Below are 16,784 nucleotides of genomic sequence, written 5' to 3' on the forward strand. Positions count from 1 at the left end.
ACCGCGCCATTAGGCAAAACGTCTCTGTTCACCCTCACCGGCGACATTCTCTACACAACGACCACACAGCTCGGGATGCTCACTATCGGCGCCAACATCCTCACGATGATGCCAGCAGCGCACACACTTCTCAGCACCACTCGGGGTCACTTCGATCCAGACCTCATCACCATTACTCAGCGTAGTGTGGACCGCATCACTCGGCGGCTCCTCAACGACCTGATTAACCGTTGCCTCAGAGGTAATCAAGACAAAGCGCAGCTCATCCTCAAGTCTGACCAGTCGGTCGTATATCTCACGACCACAGTAGAGGATCACCTCGGCATCAAGCGCTGAGCCGATACCACCGGCCACTCGCAATTGTTCAATCTGTTTGTTGACCGAGTCACGCACCTCAATCACCTCCGACCAGTAGTCGAGCCCCATCGCATCATCTGCGCACATCTCGGGGAACTCATACCAGGTCTCAAGCAGTACCGAATCACCATGCTCACCCGGAATCAACCGCCAGACCTCATCGGCGGTAAAGGTGGTGATCGGTGACAGCCAGCGCGCCATTGCCTCAATGATGTGGTACATCGCCGTCTGTGCCGAGCGACGTGCGACGCTATCGGGTTGGGTGGTGTATTGACGATCCTTGATGATATCGAGATAGAAACCACCCAGATCGCCAGAACAGAAGTTGTGCAGCTTCTGATAGATATGATGGAAGTCGTAGTCGTCGTAGGCCTGCACCAGCTCGGCCTGCAACGCCTCACTGCGTGCGACCGCCCAGCGATCGAGTGCCAACATCTGCCCAGGTGGCAACATATTCTCAGCCGGGTTAAAGCCGGTGAGATTGGCGAGCAGGAAGCGTGCGGTGTTACGGATACGACGATAGCCATCGGCGGTGCGCTTGAGGATCTCGTCAGAAACGGTCATCTCGTTACGATAGTCGGTCGCAGCCACCCACAGGCGCAGGATATCGGCACCGAGATTATTGACCACCTTCTGTGGTGCCACCACGTTGCCCTTCGACTTCGACATCTTCTTACCCTTGGCGTCGACGGTGAAACCGTGGGTCAGAACCGAACGGTAGGGTGCCTCGCCACGCATCGCCACCGAGGTAAGCAACGACGACTGGAACCAACCGCGGTGTTGATCGGAACCCTCCAGGTAGAGGTCAGCAGGTGACTCCAGCTCTTCGCGTGCATCGACGACGCTGTAATGTGTGACACCCGAATCGAACCAGACATCGAGCGTGTCACGCACCATATCGTAATCATCCGCCTCGCTACCGAGCAGCTCGGCCGGATCGAGATCGAACCAGGCATCGATACCCGACTGCTCTACGCGCTGCGCCACCTGTTCGATCAGCTCAACACTCTTCGGGTGAAGTGCTGCGGTCACCTTATGTACAAACAGCGTGATCGGCACGCCCCAGGTACGCTGACGCGAAACACACCAGTCGGGCCGTTTCTCTACCATCCCCTCGATACGCGCCTGTCCCCAGTCGGGCATCCAGTTGGTCTGACGAATCGCCGCCATCGCCTGATCACGCAGACCGTTCTGATCCATGCTGATAAACCACTGGGGGGTTGCACGGAAGATGATCGGTGTTTTGTGGCGCCAGCAGTGTGGATAGCTGTGACGCAGCGCCTCCACGTGGATCAGCTTGCCGTTAGTTTTGAGAACCTCGAGCACACTGTCGTTGGCCTTGAAGACGTACTGACCTTCAAACAGCGGCGTGCCCGGCAGAAAGACACCGTTTCCGCCGACCGGGTTATCGATCTTGAGGTTGTAACGCATACCAACCACGTAGTCGTCCTGGCCATGACCGGGTGCGGTATGCACCGCACCGGTACCCGCCTCGGTGGTAACGTGGTCGCCGAGGATGATCGGTACTTCACGCTCATAGAAGGGGTGAGCCAGCTTCAAACCCTCGAGCTCGGAGCCCATCGCAGTAGCAACGATGGAGTAGTCATTGATCTCATAACGCCCCATCGCATCCTTGAGCAGCGCCTCGGCCAACAGCAGACGCTCGGTACCGTGCTCACCCTCACACTGCACCACGACGTACTCGAGATCGGGGTTGACCGCCACGCCCTGGTTAGCTGGCAATGTCCATGGAGTGGTGGTCCAGATGACGGCTGAGATCGGACCTGAGCCGTGCGGCTCTCCGGTGCTGTTACAGCGGGCGAAGAGCGCCTCATCATCGAGCAGTTCAAAACGGACATCAATTGCCGGGGAGGTCTTATCCTCATACTCAACCTCTGCCTCGGCCAGCGCCGAACCACACTCGACACACCAGTGGACCGGCTTGGAGCCCTTGTGCAGATGGCCGTTTTTCACAATACCGGCGAGGGAGCGAATAATATCGGCCTCGGTCTTGTAGTCCATGGTCAGGTAGGGATTATCCCAATCACCAATCACTCCAAGACGTTTGAAATCCTCACGTTGACCATCAACCTGCTTGCGTGCGTAGGCGCGGCAGGCATCACGAAACTGTTTGGCATCGACCTTGGCGCCCGCCTTGCCGATCTTCTTCTCTACCTGCAGTTCAATCGGCAGGCCGTGACAATCCCAACCGGGAATATAGGGCGCATCGAAACCGCTCAGCCCCTTCGACTTGACGATGATGTCCTTGAGTATCTTGTTTACCGCGTGACCGATATGGATATCGCCATTGGCGTAGGGAGGACCATCGTGAAGGATGAATTTTGGACGCCTATCACCCACCTGACGCAGACGCGCATAGATATCGATATCCTGCAGACGTTTCAGCATCTCCGGTTCGCGCTTGGCAAGGTTGCCGCGCATCGGAAACTCGGTCTCAGGAAGGTTCAGCGTCTGCTTGTAGTCACTCATGTCAGGTCCGTGGGAATACTAATAAGGTAAGCGGCGCAATATACCACGCGCCGCTGTGTGGATCAGTCGCGGGAGGCGAAAAAGGTACGTGCCGAGTCGACATCGCGATCGATCTGCTGTTTGAGTGCATCGAACGACTCAAATCGCTGCTCAGGGCGGATTCGCTGCAGAAAATCTACGTTGATGTAGTGGCCGTAGATCTCGCTGGAGAAATCGAACAGATGGATCTCGAGTAGACTGCGGGTGCCGTTCACCGTCGGGCGAGTACCGACATTGGCGACACCATGAACTGGTTCCCCCTCAACCCCGAACACCTCTACGGCAAACACGCCATCGACAGGTGTCGCCTTACGGTGCAGATGGATATTGGCGGTCGGAAAACCGATGGTGCGTCCCAGCTTGTCACCGTGCGCGACACGCCCCGACATACGATAGGGGCGCCCAAGCAGCTTCTCGGCGGTGACCAGATCACCCACACCCAGTGCTTCACGGATGCGGGTGCTGCTGACCCGTTCTGCATCGATATTAAAGGTGTGCATACTGACCACCGGGAATCCGTGCCGCTCACCCGCCAGTCTCAGCATTTCAAAATCACCGCGCCGACCCTTGCCGAAGCGGAAGTCATCACCCACCACCAGATAGCGCACACCGAGCCCCTCGACCAGAATCTGCTCGATGAACTGCTCCGCCTCCATATTGGCCAGGCGCTGATCAAACGGTGTACAGAGCACCCGGTCAACCGAGAAACGGCGTAGCGCCAACAATTTCTCACGCAGGCGAGTCAGGCGCGCGGGGGCCTGATCGGGGCGGAAGAACTCCTGTGGCTGTGGGTCGAAGGTGATCAGCTGCGTCGGCAGTCCATACTCCTCGGCCTGCTCGGCGAGCTGTCCCAACACCGCCTGATGGCCGAGATGGACACCATCGAAATTGCCGATGGTGGCCACACAGCCACGGTGGCGTGTACGAAGATTGTGTATTCCTCTGATCAGTTCCATAAAGCGAATGGGTTCATCTGGTTAATTGAATTCGGTCGACCATTATATGCCAGCCATCTAGGTGCTGCTGCGCAGTATTGAGGGACGTACACCAGCCAGCCCCAGCGCCACAAAGTAGACAGACACACTTGCCACGATCAACAGCAGCAGCTGAAGCATGCGTTCAATACCCCCCCACGCTAACCACTGCTGTGGTGCAGCATTAACAAAAAGCAGCAGCCCCACCATTAGCGTCAGGGCAAAGGTCACCTGCATCAGCAATTGTCCCCAGCCCGGCTGGATATGCAGTACTCCTTCATTTTTTAGCGCACGAAATAGCAGCCCCGCATTGATAAAGGCGGAGGTGGCCGTGGCAAGCGCCAGACCTGCATGGGCACCGGGTGTATCGGTCAGGTAGAAAGCGAGCACAAAGAGCACGTTAAGCACCATATTGGCAGCCATCGCGATCACTCCGATACGCACCGGCGTACGAGTATCCTGTCTGGCAAAGAACCCTGGCGCCAACACCTTGATCAGAATGAAACCAGGAAGCCCTATTGCGTAGGCCATTAAACTTAGTGTCGCCATCTCTACATCGCTGACCAGGAATTGGTCGTACTGAAACAGCGTGGTGAGAATCGGCCCCGCCAACATAAAGAGTCCAACGGCTGCAGGCAGCCCGATCAACAATGCCAGTCGTAGCGCCCAGTCGAGGGTCCGGCCAAACGCCTCCGGCTCTTCACGAGCATGCTTCTGCGACAGACTCGGCAGGATCACCGTTGCCAGCGCAATACCAAACACCCCGAGGGGAAACTCCATCAACCGATCCGAATAGTAGAGCCAGGAGACAGAGCCAGTAACCAGAAAAGAGGCGATCAGGGTATCGAAGAGCAGATTGATCTGTGCCACGGAGGAGCCAAAGATCGCTGGCAACATCAGCTTAAGGATCTTCTGCACTCCCTCATCACGCCATCCCCAGCGCGGACGTGGTGACAGGCGCAGCTGCCTGAGGAACGGCAGCTGAAAAAAGAGCTGCGCCACTCCGGCAATGAAGACACCCCAGGCGAGCGCTACGATCGGCCGATCCATCAACGGGGCAAGCCAGATCGCAGCAGCGATCAGTGAAAGGTTAAGTAGAACCGGTGTAAACGCAGGGATTGCGAAGCGACCGTAGCTGTTGAGAATGCCACCTGCAAAGGCGGTCAGTGATATAAAAAGGATATAGGGGAAGGTGATGCGCAGCATATCGCTGGCCAGATCGTACTTCTGCTCATCACCGATGAATCCGGGCGCGAAGATCATCACCAGGACCGGCGCTGCAATCACACCGATGGTAGTGATCAGTAACAACACACCACCTAACGTGCCCGCAACCCGGTCACTCAGCCACTGTACCCGCTCATGATCGCCACTCTCTTTATATTCAGAGAGCACCGGAACAAAGGCTTGAGAGAAGGCCCCTTCTGCGAAGAGACGGCGTAGGAAGTTGGGAATCTTGAAGGCGATGAAGAAGGCATCGGTCCCCGCACCGGCACCGAAGTAGCGAGCGAAGACCATATCGCGGACAAAACCGAGCACCCGCGACAGCAGGGTCATCACACCAACGGTGGCAGTTGATCGCAGCAGACTCAATTAAGATTCCTTCCAGATGCTCTTACGGCGTAGTTTGGTGGCGCAGTATGCCGCCTTTCCAGGGTGATACCAATCGAGCCCGCAGAATTGACAAGCCCCAAAAAAAACTGCATAGTACCGCGTCTTGATTTCCATTGACCAAGTTTTTTTCAGGAGTAGTTAAGTTGGCCAACTCAGCACAAGCCAGAAAGCGCGCACGTCAGGCAGTAAAACGCCGCAACCACAATGTGGGCCTGCGTTCCAGAATGCGTACTGCCATCAAGGGCGTACTCGCCGCGATCGAAAACGGTGACAAGAGCGCAGCAGAGACCGCCTACAAGGCCGCAGTTCCTGTCATTGATGGTTCAGCCGGTAAAGGTCTGATCCACAAGAACAAGGCAGCTCGTCATAAGAGCCGCCTCAATACTGCAGTTCGCGCAATGTAATTGAGCAGACTGCAGCAATAAAAAAGCCGGCTTAGAGCCGGCTTTTTTATTGCTCAGATAAACGCGCCAATCAAGAGAGCACCAGATTATCGCGATGGATGAACTCTGGCTCATCGACATACCCAAGAATCTGCTCTATCCGATCACTCGGTTCTCGCTTAATCCGGTTAACCTCTTCGGCACTATAGTTGGCCAAACCTCGAGCGACACCGACACCCTCATTATCAACACACTCGACCAACTCACCGCGCATAAAGCGACCTTCGACGGCGGTAATACCAACCGGTAACAGACTTCGACCCTGCTCACGCAGCACCCTGACTGCTCCCGTATCAAGGACCACTCGGCCGCGAACCTGCAGCTGCCCAGCCAACCACTGTTTACGCGCCGCCATCAACTCCTGCGCAGGATGGAGCAGCGTACCAACCGACTCACCGGCCGCAACACGCAACAACACTCGCTCCTCACGCCCCGAGACGATCACTGTCGCAGCGCCGGAACGAGCTGCACGGGCAGCCGCCAGCACCTTGGTCTGCATTCCACCACGACCGAGCGAGCCGCCACTATCTCCAGCCATCGCCTCAAGCGCAGCATCGCCTGCAGCGCCCTCCTCTATCAGGGCGGCATCAGGGTTGCGACGTGGATCGCTATCGAACAGCCCCTGCTGATCGGTCAGAATCACCAGCAGATCGGCTTCGACCAGATTGGCAACCAATGCACCGAGAGTATCGTTATCGCCGAGACGTATCTCTTCAACCGCAACGGTATCGTTCTCATTCACGACCGGGATCACTCCCAGCCCGAGCAGTGTGCGGATAGTGCTGCGCGCATTGAGATAGCGATTACGATCAGAAAGGTCATCATGAGTGAGCAACACCTGCGCGGTATGCAGGCCATGGCGCTGGAACTCCGACTCATAGGTCTGTACCAGGCCCATCTGTCCGACGGCAGCAGCCGCTTGAAGTTCATGCACGGCGCGAGGACGCTCACTCAGACCGAGCCGACTCATCCCCTCGGCAACCGAACCAGAGGAGACCAGCACAACCTCACGTTCCGCCTGCCGCAATCTGGCAATCTGTTCGACCCAGCCAGCAATGGCGGCACGGTCGAGACCACGCCCCTCATCGGTCAGCAGCGCACTGCCGATCTTCACCACCCAGCGCTTGGAAGCCCCCAGTTCGACTCTGCCTTTCATCGTTCTCCAGACTCTCTATCGCTCCGAGAAATATTACTCGTCGCTCAGATCGTCCTCATCCTCCAGCTTCTCGTAAACCGGTGCACCCTGCTGCTCCTCTGCTTCACGCGCCAGCGCTTCAAGATGCTCCATGATGCGATAACTCAACTCCGCCGTGCCGTCACGATTGGCCGCCGAGATGGTAAAGACCGGTCCCTGCCAATTTAACTCATCGATAATCTTCTGACAGTAGGCCTCACGCTCCTCTGCCGGCACGGTATCAATCTTGTTCAATACCAGCCAACGCGGCAGCTCAGCCAGCTGCTCACTGAATTTCGCCAGCTCCTTGGTAATGCGATGAAAGTCGCCCATCGGGTCGTTGTACTCATCGAGCGGTGTCACATCAACAAGATGCAAAAGCAGGCGGTTGCGCGAAAGATGTTTGAGGAACTGGATGCCGAGCCCCGCACCCTCTGCTGCCCCCTCAATCAGACCAGGAATATCGGCCATCACAAAACTGCGATGCGCCTCGATACTCACCACACCAAGATTGGGGTAGAGGGTCGTAAAGGGATAGTCTGCGACCTTGGGACGCGCTGAGGAGAGCGCAGTAATCAAGGTCGATTTGCCAGCATTGGGCATGCCGAGCAGGCCGACATCAGCAAGCAGCTTCATCTCCAAATGGAGGGTACGACGCTCACCCGGTGAACCATTGGTCGACTGGCGCGGAGTGCGATTCACACTACTCTTGAAACGAGTATTGCCAAGACCGTGGAAACCGCCCTGGGCGACCAGCAGGCGCTGCCCCTCCTCAACCAGATCACCGATTACCTCATCGGTATCGAGATCGGTCACCATGGTGCCGATTGGAACCGGCACCTCGACATCCTCTCCCATCTTTCCGGTACAGCTCTTGCTCATACCGTTCTGACCACGTTCGGCGGTATAGGTACGCACATGACGAAAATCGATCAGCGTGTTGACCGACTCGGTGGCGACCAGATAGACACTGCCACCATTGCCGCCATCCCCCCCATCGGGGCCACCTTTGGGAATGTATTTCTCGCGACGAAAGCTAACGATACCGCCACCACCGTCCCCGGCGATCACCTTGATATTCGCTTCATCGACAAACTTCATCGCGCTTTCTCCAGTTCCTAATACGAAAAAAGCCCCGCCAATGACGGGGCTTTTTTACTTGAGCCTAGCCAGTTACCGTCAGTCGGCGACTACGCTTACAAACTGACGATTTTTTGGACCCTTGACCTCAAACACAACCTTGCCTGTCGCGGTAGCGAACAGGGTGTGGTCTCGACCACAACCAACGTTGGTGCCTGGGTGAACCTTGGTGCCACGCTGACGAATCAGGATGTTACCCGCCAGAACCTGCTCACCGCCGTAGCGCTTTACGCCAAGACGTTTCGACTCTGAATCGCGACCGTTACGAGTACTACCGCCTGCCTTTTTATGTGCCATGCCTCTATACCTCTATTAATTGCCGGTTACGCGGAGATACCGGTAATTTCGACTTCTGTGTAGTTCTGACGATGTCCCATCTGCTTACGATGGTGTTTACGACGACGGAACTTGATGATCTCAATCTTCTTACCACGACCATGCGCAGTAACGGTTGCGGTGACCTTGCCACCCTCAACAACGGGGGTACCGATCTTAATATCGTCACCATCGCTGATCATCAGCACCTGATCGAATTCTACAGAGCTTCCTTCTTCTACAGGTAGCGTCTCAACGCGCAGCTTGTCACCCTCGGCAACACGGTACTGCTTCCCGCCAGTCTTGATTACGGCATGCATCACTAAATCTCCAACCCAACACAGAGTCTTAAAACAAAGACGGACAATTTTAGCGATTGCGCCGGTTCAGGTCAATTCAATTATGGTCTTTGATTACGGCGCTGGACATGTGTCAGGCGGCAGTTAGAATATGCACTCGTTCAATCTGGCCTATATGCCACTCCAACAACCAGCAGAAGACTCACTATCAGCATGGATCTGAACGCCATACGCGCACTCATTGCCGACGACATGCAGGCTGTGGATTCTGTCATCCAGCAGCGCCTGACCTCTGACGTCGTGCTGATCAATCAGCTGGGAAATTATATCGTTAGCAACGGTGGCAAGCGCATGCGCCCGGTCATCACCCTGCTCTCTGCTGGAGCCTGCGGCTACAACAACGATCAGCGCCATATTCTGGTCTCCGCCATTATCGAATTCATCCATACCGCCACTTTGCTGCACGACGATGTGGTCGATGCCTCCGAGATGCGCCGTGGTCAGGAAACCGCCAACACCATCTGGGGCAATGAGGCAAGCGTACTGGTCGGCGACTTCCTCTACTCACGCGCCTTCGAGATGATGGTCGACGTGGGCGATATGCGCATAATGGAGATCCTCGCCAACACCACCAACACCATCGCCGAGGGCGAGGTGCTGCAGCTACTCAATATCAACGACGCCGACACCACCGAGGAGAGCTACCTCGAGGTCATCCACTGCAAGACCGCCAAGCTGTTTGAGGCTGCCTCTCGCCTCGGCGCCGTTCTCAGTGGCTTTGATCAAGAGAGCGAGGCCTCAATTGCCCGCTATGGCATGCACCTTGGCACCGCCTTTCAGCTCATCGATGACGTGCTCGACTACACCGCAACCACCGACGAAATGGGAAAAAATGTTGGCGATGATCTGGCTGAAGGCAAGCCAACCCTACCGCTGATCTATGCCATGCGACACGGCAATCCCGAACAGGCAAAAACCATTCGGGAAGCGATCGAAAAGGGTGGACTGGAGAACCTCGACGCTATCCTGGCCACAATTGAATCAACAGATGCCCTCACGTACACTTCGCGTGCCGCGCGAAAAGAGGCCGATCTTGCGATAGAAGCACTATCCGTTCTTCCCGACTCTCCATACAAGGAAGCGATGCGTGGACTGGCTGACTTCTCTGTCACGCGGTCCTACTAATTTCGGGGTGTAGCTCAGCCTGGTAGAGCACTGTCTTCGGGAGGCAGGGGCCGGAGGTTCGAATCCTCTCATCCCGACCATTAACACTTAACTAAGCACACCACCTTACCCACCGCACTTAATTCTCCTGCCTTCACCCCTAAATTGAAACATTCCTCTTTCTCAATCAATCACCGGGTTCGGCATACCCCAGACAAATGAATTAAAAGCAAACTTACTGTACATTTTCCGTAACTATAATAAATCGGTAATCGAAGGCACATCATGGATGATATTTGCGAAAACAATACCCTGCTGACGCACGACGACCTAACAACTATCGGTCGTCACGCTGAATCCATCACCTACTCGGCCAATCGGATCATCTTTGCAGAAGGAGACGAACCTGATGGCGTCTATTTCATTTGCGAAGGTCAGATCCTAATTCTCACAAACAAATTCACCAGCCAGGAACAGATCAGCAAACTCGAGAAAGGCAGCTACTTTGGCGAGATGGCAGTCCTCGACCAGGGACTTCGAGCGGCATCCGCAGTCGCAGACTCGGATTGCGAGCTACTCAAACTCGATCAGGACACCTTCATGGAGCTGATGAAAACGGGCAATAGAACTGCTTTAAAGATTAACGACATGCTCGCGGCGCGTTATGAAGAACTAATCCTGACAGAGGACATAATGTCCAAATCAGGCCTCAACAGTAACAAGCTTCACGTTAGCATTAAGGGAGACCCGTCATTAAGAGAGTCGGCTTTCTCACGTGATCGGTACGATAGCATTGCTGACAAGGCACTCTCTGAATTACTCCCTATACTCGAAGATTTGATTCTCAACCATTGCCCCTATCAATTCTTTCTCTCTCTCAGCAGCGAAGAGGTTCGAATCATGTCTGTTTTCGAGCCTTTTGGTGGTCAAATACACTCATGCAACAAGCTACTTGACAAGAATTATATAAAACGGCATTTCCCAAAAATCGATTACCTGGAAAAGACCGAATTAATCAGAGAACTCTACAAAACACTCTCTAAGAACCGAGCATTCGAATCCACATCTGGCCACTATAGAAAGATAATGAACAACTATTATAATAATTGGCAACCGGTCAGCAAGGATGAGATCAAGAGAACTCTTTCTAATATTCCTGCTTTGCGAACACTTCCCAATTTTTACATCAGAAACTTTTCAATCAGCATGGTTCATGATGCTATTCGCATGCAGTTCAATTGCGACGGCACACACATCGTTAGCAACGATGAACTTCTAAATTTCATGAAACAAAATGTGTGATTATCTAACTAGAAACAAACCTCAGAACAGTGATAGCATTAGCGCGCGCTTATATGCCAAGACGCCGAAATCAACCGAAATATTATTGTCGGTATCTAAATTCAAGCGGACAACACAAATCTACACCTACAAATGCGACCAGAGCGACTCGCACTAAATAACAAGAGGAAACAGTACGTGAAAAGATGGACCAATGGATTGACCGTAGCGACAATCTTTTTACTCGGAAACGGAGCGTGTACTGCCGCCGTGGATTTGCTGGACGATCCACAGGTGCAATTTCTTCAGGCCATTGAAGAGCGAAATAACGGTTCGCTTGAGAATGCAATTGAGCTTTTCAAGTCCATATTATCCGAGCACCCCTCACTGCATCGTGCCCGACTAGAACTGGCGGTTGCCTACTATCAGGCGCTTAACTTCGCAGAAGGTCGCAACCAGGCCATGACTGTCCTGAACAACCCAAACACACCCGCAAACGTGCGGCCAAAAATCAGGGCTTTTCTTGATGTACTGCAAGCCAACGCACAGGAGAACCGATGGTCACCCTTTATAACGCTCGGTTTTTTATACGACACAAATGTGAATGCAGGCCCCGATGACGACACTATTCCCACCGGGGGCGGCTCTATTGTCCTGATCCCCAGCGCCGTTGCGCGTGTAGACTATGGTTACAATCTCTCGACGGGCATCTCCCATCGCTATCTGGCACAAAGCCCAATCAGCATTGCTGACTCAGAGGTCAGTCTCGTCTGGTACTCGAAAGCCAACGTCTACCGGATGGATTACAACGCTGAAAATGACCGCGATCTTGATCTACTCTCATTCAGCACGGGGCCTACCCTAGTCGCTGCGAGAAAGTACCGTGCGGGCATAAACTTTAGCGCTGATCATATGCGCCTGGGTGAGGATAATGAGGCCTATCTCAACACCTACGGCGTAACCCCAAAGATCTCCTGGATCTTTTACGAACAGAGTGCCGAGCTGACCGCAGATATCAAACTGCAGAAATCTGATTATCTGCAAGATGCAAACGATGCGCGCGATGGTTACCGTTACATTGGAGGACTCTCACTGCGCAAGACACTACGACGCGAACGGATGGCCGTCGAGGGGCGCGTAGAATTCTTTGATCAGGAGACCGAAGAGGGGCGTTACGCCTATAAAGGTTCGCAGCTCATGCTGGGCGCCAGCTATCAACCTTCAAAGAGATCCAATCTCTACACCCGCCTACAGTTTGAAAAATCTGACTACGATGAGCTGGATGGCGCCTTTGGCGTAGTACGCGATGAGAAGAAGCAGCGCGCCATTATCGGTGCAAGCCATAGCTTCTCCAAGAGTAGTTCGCTCAGTGGTTGGACCATTGATGGCAGCTATGCATTCACCAATAATATTTCGAACATTGAGCTCTATGAATACCGTCGTAAACAGCTCGGTATTCGCGTAAGCCGCTCGTTTTAATCGATGAACAGCAAGGAAGGTTCACATGACTAACTCACTATTCAAAACTCTAATCATCACACTCGCCACAATAGCCAATACCACCGTCGTATACGCGGCTAGCACAGATGATGCGGGCTACATTGCAAGACAGCGAAATGATGTACGCATCAACGAAGACCCAGCTCATAAGGGCGACATCTTCTCTAGCCAGGACATGATCGTTACCGGCGAAAAAATCTTCTCAATGCTAAAATTTCGCGATAACAGCTCCATGTTTGTCAAAGCCAATAGCAAGGTCAGCATCAGTGAGTACCAGTACAACAAAAATGATCCCAAAGACTCAAAAGTCGTTGTGGAGCTTACCGAAGGAGGTTTACGTGCACTCAGTGGCGCCATCGGAAAAGCAAACCCACAGGCGGTCGAATTCCGCACACCGGTAGGCACAATTGGTATTCGCGGCACAGATTTCATTGTCAGCATTGTCGACGGACAACTCTTCATGGAGGTACTCGACGGTGCCATCATGGTCGAGAATACAGATGGCGAACCCGTGTTGTTGCAGGCGGGTCAGGTGTTAGTACTCGGTGCAGATGGAACTCTCGCCGCCCATGGCAATCAAGCCAAGAAAATAGGCAAAAAGAGCGGCGCATTTACCGAATTTACCAAGGTAAGCTTCTCTGGCGACCAGGAGAACTCACCCTACAGCTGGGGTCCTTGGACAGTAACCGATATCGCCAATCCAACCGACAGTGGTGATGGTTCAGACGGTAGCAGTTCTACCACCGCTCTGGATGAGACGACCATTCCTAACGAAACGGCCTCGGCGAAGTGAATTTCATCGAGCAAAACCCCGTTGTTCTGGAAGGGGCTATCATGAATTTTTACGGGGAAGCAGGACCAGAAACCACTCAAGGCGACCTACAGGCTCAGGTAGTTTGGCACACCGATACCGACATAGATCTTTACCTGATCACGCCCGGCTCTGGGGTTGTTAGCTACAACCAGCAAAGCATAAGTCTGAGTGGTCGTAGCGAAGCAATTCTGGATTGGGACAATTCAGAAGGCGAAATTGACTACGGCGAAGATACTCGTTTTGAGAATATCGCAGTAACTGGAGATGTGCCTGATGGCTTCTACCAGTTTTTCGCAGAGGATTGCTGCTCTGATTCAGGCAACACGACTGATGTCACACTAACGGTAACCGATGATGGCGGCACTTCAGGCTTGAGAGACACCTTTACGCTCACAGAAAACAGTCCCACCACCACCACAGACACAACCGATATTTTTGCCGTAGAGATGGTCGATGGCGAGGCCCAAAGCTACCACAGGGGTGAAATGCCTGCCGATCAATACAACTACATCGCACCATTCGATTCGGGTGGTTCACAGGAGGCCGAAGAGGAAATTAGTTTTTAATTTAATTCACACTCGTTAACAAATAACACAATGAACAATGGCTGCTCACGAAAAGCGGCCTTACCGCAAATAAAATACCGTGGTAATATCTTCATCAAATAATAATTACTATTAAACATGGACAACATGCAACTCACGGAAGAACAACACAACGAAATTCGTCAAGCAGTTCAGGATTTAAAAACCGCCATGGAAATCCGTGGTGGTCTCAATCTACGCGTCGCCCGGCGCGTAACCACGATCCTGCGCGTCGGAATGATCGGTTTCGGCATCTTTACACTCGTCCTTGTATTGATGATGTATGCCTTTACATCAAAAATGACCATCATGCTTGATGCTCTTAATACAATGACCTACCAATTCACCTCAATGTCTAGCGATATGCAGGTTATGCGTACTGTTATTACACAGATGGACCACTCGGTCTCCGCCATGCCGAATATCGTTACTCAGACCGGAGAGATGCGGCGTTCCGTCAGAGGGTTACGAGGTGAAATCACCACGATGAACAGCCAGGTGGATGGAATGCAAAACCGTTTGCATGGAATAACCACCCAGGTCGATCAAATGACCCATACCTTCCGCAGTCTCGATCCAGCCGTACAGGGACTTGGAACTGATCTGAACAGCATCTCTCGCCCGATGAAGTTCTTCAACAGCTTCACTCCCTTCCCATAGTGGCCACACGAGAAGATCGAACACCATTATGAGCAACCAACGAACCGAGGAAGAGAGCATCCAAAACAGTCAGACTGTTCGCATCATCACCGAATCGATGGGTTTGCTCCGCGCTGAGATGGAGACAATCGACAAGGTAGCGGTGAAAGTTGCGGCCAAAACAACCTTAATCTTTAGGAGCGTACTCGCCCTGCTTGGCATCATTACTATCTATCTGGTTTATCTTGTATATATCATGGCCACGCATATGGGCAGTATGAACTCACACCTCGAGACCATGTATGGTCAATTCGGCATAATGGCCGACAACATGCAAAAGATCACATCCTCCGTACAGAGCATCAACTACAACGTGCAGGGGATTCCTGCGATCTCCAGCCACATGACCAACATGAATAGCGACGTCGCTTCAATGCTCGCATCGGTGCACGACATTAATGTTAGTTTTAGTGGCATGAATAACGACGTGGCCAACATCCATATCGACACAGCCGAAATGTCACAACATTTCAACACAGTCAATAATGCGGTGAATCACATGCGATACAATGTAAACCAGATATCAAACCCTCTAACGCCATTCTGGTAAGAGCCATTCAATTCACCACAGACACCGAAATAGACCACCCACCATGAAGAGAGCCATCTTTAACGCGATCAACAACGATGAACTAGAGATGTACTACCAGCCAAAATTCAATCCTGTCACAGAAGAGGTGACCGGTCTTGAAGCATTTGTCAGGTGGAACCATCCGGACGGACATCAACTCCAGGCTGGCGAGTTTATCCACGTTATTGAAAAGGATTCTGAGCTAAGCCTAGCACTGGATAACTGGGTTCTGAACCATACACTCGCCCAAGCAACAGATTGGACCGACAAACAATATGGACTGGAGTTTATATCGATCAACCTCTCATCATGGATACAGACTGACGCACTAACATCGATCATAAACAACGCACTAACCAACACAGCCTATCCAAGCAACAAACTCTCATTTGAGTGTCCCTGGCGAATACTAGAGATGGACACGACACTTACCACCAAAACAATGCGCAAAATAAGAGAGTCAGGTGCCTGCATTATCACCGATGGCGCGCCACTTGATGCCAGCGCGTTAATAACGGCCCGTAATACGCCCATCAAACTCTCTAAAGTCTGCTACACAACACTACACAAACTCATCGACGAGAGCGGCGTCAAGGCCGTATCAACACAGATCAGGAATTGGAAAAAATCAGGGATAAAAATTGCTGCGGTAGGCGTTGAGAATGACAGCGAACATGAGCTAGCACGTCAAATTGATTGCCACCTCTCTCAGGGCAATCGCTTCAAAGCCCCACTGTCAGCAACAGACATCACCGCCCTACTTGTGATGATAATGGAAACCAAGATCGCATTTGGCATCTAAGCCGGTACTGCTTGCGGAAACCATGACTAGAAACCAGCGCTATTTATAGATCAAATCACGCACAAGACACTATTTTGTATAACCATTACTCTGCATAGAAATAATCACTTCAACGGAATAGACACCCTACTTTGAGGTATGCACAAACTCCGGAGACCAACAACCAGGGTTTGTTAAAAGAAGCTCGGTACATCGATCAAAATAGAGGCTATAGAGCTTTCTTTCCGGATACGCCTGTACCAAGCCCCAGAAGTAGAAGCGCGCCACATCCCATGAGCCTGACCTATAGTTTTCCAGTGCAAGCTCATATATCCCCAGCTCATTCTTAATCTGACTGTTAACCTGATCACTCTGGCACATAGATCTCTATTGCATTCTCTTTACCCTTCGCCTTAACGATATCGAGCGAGCGATATATAAAATCATCATCGGGGAGTCGCTATTTTTGCGGAAGCTTGTTTTGGGCGTCCAAGCCCAAGCAAGCGGCAAATACTTAACGCGACCGTTTATGCCTACGGCGCCCC

The 16,784-nt window shown here is 52.7% G+C and carries 16 protein-coding genes and 1 tRNA gene; 10 read left to right on the forward strand and 7 right to left on the reverse strand.

Going from position 1 to position 16,784, the window contains the following annotated elements:
- Window positions 1-9: 9 nt before the first annotated feature.
- The 3 genes from ileS to murJ all read right to left on the reverse strand — a co-directional run bounded on the left by ileS (window position 10) and on the right by murJ (window position 5,453).
- Entirely contained in the window at window positions 10-2,847 is a 2,838-nt protein-coding gene (gene ileS / locus BOW52_RS04290) for an isoleucine--tRNA ligase (protein ID WP_078482851.1), read from the reverse strand.
- Window positions 2,848-2,909: 62 nt separating this feature from the next.
- Complete coding sequence (gene ribF / locus BOW52_RS04295; RefSeq protein WP_078482852.1) at window positions 2,910-3,842, reverse strand: bifunctional riboflavin kinase/FAD synthetase; 933 nt, start codon at window positions 3,840-3,842, stop codon at window positions 2,910-2,912.
- 57 nt (window positions 3,843-3,899) lie between these two features.
- The gene (gene murJ, locus BOW52_RS04300) at window positions 3,900-5,453 is read right to left on the reverse strand and encodes a murein biosynthesis integral membrane protein MurJ (protein ID WP_078482853.1); all 1,554 of its coding nucleotides are present in this window, start codon (window positions 5,451-5,453) and stop codon (window positions 3,900-3,902) included.
- Between the two features lie 164 nt (window positions 5,454-5,617).
- Here murJ and rpsT point away from each other — a divergent pair, with 164 nt between their 5' ends.
- Window positions 5,618-5,878 carry a 30S ribosomal protein S20 gene (gene rpsT, locus BOW52_RS04305; protein WP_078482854.1) on the forward strand — a complete coding sequence of 87 codons (261 nt, stop codon included), beginning with the start codon at window positions 5,618-5,620 and terminating at the stop codon, window positions 5,876-5,878.
- 70 nt (window positions 5,879-5,948) lie between these two features.
- Here the strand turns inward: rpsT and proB are convergent, their stop codons facing one another.
- From proB to rplU, 4 genes are all read right to left on the reverse strand, one after another.
- A complete protein-coding gene (proB, locus tag BOW52_RS04310; RefSeq protein WP_078482855.1) occupies window positions 5,949-7,073 on the reverse strand; it encodes a glutamate 5-kinase in 1,125 nt (374 codons plus the stop codon).
- A gap of 33 nt (window positions 7,074-7,106) precedes the next feature.
- On the reverse strand, window positions 7,107-8,192 hold the full coding sequence (gene cgtA / locus BOW52_RS04315; protein ID WP_078482856.1) for an Obg family GTPase CgtA: 1,086 nt from the start codon (window positions 8,190-8,192) through the stop codon (window positions 7,107-7,109).
- Between the two features lie 78 nt (window positions 8,193-8,270).
- Complete coding sequence (gene rpmA / locus BOW52_RS04320) at window positions 8,271-8,528, reverse strand: 50S ribosomal protein L27 (RefSeq protein WP_078482857.1); 258 nt, start codon at window positions 8,526-8,528, stop codon at window positions 8,271-8,273.
- 26 nt (window positions 8,529-8,554) lie between these two features.
- Window positions 8,555-8,866: a 50S ribosomal protein L21 gene (rplU, locus tag BOW52_RS04325; protein ID WP_078482858.1), complete on the reverse strand. Its 312-nt coding sequence runs from the start codon at window positions 8,864-8,866 to the stop codon at window positions 8,555-8,557.
- Between the two features lie 192 nt (window positions 8,867-9,058).
- Here rplU and ispB point away from each other — a divergent pair, with 192 nt between their 5' ends.
- From ispB to BOW52_RS04370, 9 genes are all read left to right on the forward strand, one after another.
- Complete coding sequence (ispB, locus tag BOW52_RS04330) at window positions 9,059-10,030, forward strand: octaprenyl diphosphate synthase (protein WP_078482859.1); 972 nt, start codon at window positions 9,059-9,061, stop codon at window positions 10,028-10,030.
- A 3-nt stretch (window positions 10,031-10,033) separates the two neighbouring features.
- Window positions 10,034-10,110, forward strand: a tRNA-Pro gene (locus BOW52_RS04335).
- 184 nt (window positions 10,111-10,294) lie between these two features.
- Window positions 10,295-11,311, forward strand: a complete 1,017-nt coding sequence (locus BOW52_RS04340; protein ID WP_078482860.1) for a cyclic nucleotide-binding domain-containing protein — start codon at window positions 10,295-10,297, stop codon at window positions 11,309-11,311.
- Window positions 11,312-11,584: 273 nt separating this feature from the next.
- The gene (locus BOW52_RS04345) at window positions 11,585-12,769 is read left to right on the forward strand and encodes a tetratricopeptide repeat protein (RefSeq protein ID WP_172840148.1); all 1,185 of its coding nucleotides are present in this window, start codon (window positions 11,585-11,587) and stop codon (window positions 12,767-12,769) included.
- 25 nt (window positions 12,770-12,794) lie between these two features.
- Window positions 12,795-13,583: a FecR family protein gene (locus BOW52_RS04350; protein WP_135622022.1), complete on the forward strand. Its 789-nt coding sequence runs from the start codon at window positions 12,795-12,797 to the stop codon at window positions 13,581-13,583.
- Window positions 13,580-14,170, forward strand: coding sequence for a hypothetical protein (locus tag BOW52_RS04355; protein WP_078482862.1), 591 nt, complete (start codon window positions 13,580-13,582; stop codon window positions 14,168-14,170). Before BOW52_RS04350 ends, BOW52_RS04355 begins: the two co-directional genes overlap by 4 nt.
- A 117-nt stretch (window positions 14,171-14,287) precedes the next feature.
- On the forward strand, window positions 14,288-14,848 hold the full coding sequence (locus BOW52_RS04360; protein ID WP_078482863.1) for a hypothetical protein: 561 nt from the start codon (window positions 14,288-14,290) through the stop codon (window positions 14,846-14,848).
- Between the two features lie 28 nt (window positions 14,849-14,876).
- Window positions 14,877-15,437 (forward strand): hypothetical protein, encoded by a 561-nt coding sequence (locus tag BOW52_RS04365; RefSeq protein WP_078482864.1) that lies wholly within the window; start codon window positions 14,877-14,879, stop codon window positions 15,435-15,437.
- Between the two features lie 43 nt (window positions 15,438-15,480).
- The gene (locus BOW52_RS04370) at window positions 15,481-16,260 is read left to right on the forward strand and encodes an EAL domain-containing protein (RefSeq protein WP_078482865.1); all 780 of its coding nucleotides are present in this window, start codon (window positions 15,481-15,483) and stop codon (window positions 16,258-16,260) included.
- The last annotated feature ends 524 nt before the right edge of the window (window positions 16,261-16,784 follow it).

This window comes from Solemya pervernicosa gill symbiont (genome assembly GCF_002020875.1).
GTDB lineage: Bacteria > Pseudomonadota > Gammaproteobacteria.

Excerpts from the sequence above, each read along its gene's own strand:
- cgtA (WP_078482856.1), bottom strand. The coding sequence starts at position 8,192 with ATGAAGTTTGTCGATGAAGCGAATATCAAGGTGATCGCCGGGGACGGT.
- ribF (WP_078482852.1), bottom strand. The coding sequence starts at position 3,842 with ATGGAACTGATCAGAGGAATACACAATCTTCGTACACGCCACCGTGGC.
- rplU (WP_078482858.1), bottom strand. The coding sequence starts at position 8,866 with ATGCATGCCGTAATCAAGACTGGCGGGAAGCAGTACCGTGTTGCCGAG.
- ileS (WP_078482851.1), bottom strand. The coding sequence starts at position 2,847 with ATGAGTGACTACAAGCAGACGCTGAACCTTCCTGAGACCGAGTTTCCG.
- proB (WP_078482855.1), bottom strand. The coding sequence starts at position 7,073 with ATGAAAGGCAGAGTCGAACTGGGGGCTTCCAAGCGCTGGGTGGTGAAG.
- BOW52_RS04340 (WP_078482860.1), top strand. The coding sequence starts at position 10,295 with ATGGATGATATTTGCGAAAACAATACCCTGCTGACGCACGACGACCTA.
- BOW52_RS04360 (WP_078482863.1), top strand. The coding sequence starts at position 14,288 with ATGGACAACATGCAACTCACGGAAGAACAACACAACGAAATTCGTCAA.
- BOW52_RS04365 (WP_078482864.1), top strand. The coding sequence starts at position 14,877 with ATGAGCAACCAACGAACCGAGGAAGAGAGCATCCAAAACAGTCAGACT.
- BOW52_RS04370 (WP_078482865.1), top strand. The coding sequence starts at position 15,481 with ATGAAGAGAGCCATCTTTAACGCGATCAACAACGATGAACTAGAGATG.
- BOW52_RS04350 (WP_135622022.1), top strand. The coding sequence starts at position 12,795 with ATGACTAACTCACTATTCAAAACTCTAATCATCACACTCGCCACAATA.
- rpmA (WP_078482857.1), bottom strand. The coding sequence starts at position 8,528 with ATGGCACATAAAAAGGCAGGCGGTAGTACTCGTAACGGTCGCGATTCA.
- ispB (WP_078482859.1), top strand. The coding sequence starts at position 9,059 with ATGGATCTGAACGCCATACGCGCACTCATTGCCGACGACATGCAGGCT.